This is a genomic window from Stenotrophomonas maltophilia group sp. RNC7 (genome assembly GCF_030910085.1).
Lineage (GTDB): Bacteria > Pseudomonadota > Gammaproteobacteria > Xanthomonadales > Xanthomonadaceae > Stenotrophomonas > Stenotrophomonas sepilia.
On record NZ_JAVFVN010000937.1, the window covers coordinates 1 to 323 of the forward strand.

A 323-nucleotide genomic window follows, 5' to 3' on the forward strand; every position below is an offset into this window, starting at 1 on the left:
AGGAAACACCATGGCATTCGATTTCGACCTGTTTGTGATCGGCGCGGGCTCCGGCGGCGTGCGCGCGGCCCGCTTCGCGGCCGGCTTCGGCGCGCGCGTGGCGGTGGCCGAAAGCCGCTACCTGGGCGGCACCTGCGTCAACGTGGGCTGCGTGCCCAACAAGCTGCTGGTCTACGGCGCGCACTACAGCGAAGACTTCGAGCAGGCCCACGGCTTCGGCTGGAGCGTGGACGAACCCCGCTTCGACTGGCCCACGCTGATCGCCAACAAGAACCGCGAGATCGAGCGTCTTAATGGCATTTACCGCAACTTGCTGGTCAATA

1 protein-coding gene is annotated in these 323 nt (G+C 65.3%); it reads left to right on the forward strand.

Annotation, left to right across the window (positions count from 1 at the left end; all coding sequences use genetic code 11):
* Nucleotides 1–10: 10 nt before the first annotated feature.
* Nucleotides 11–323, forward strand: a 313-nt coding sequence (locus RCF13_RS23715) for an FAD-dependent oxidoreductase (protein ID WP_308141608.1), incomplete at its 3' end; no start/stop codon positions are given.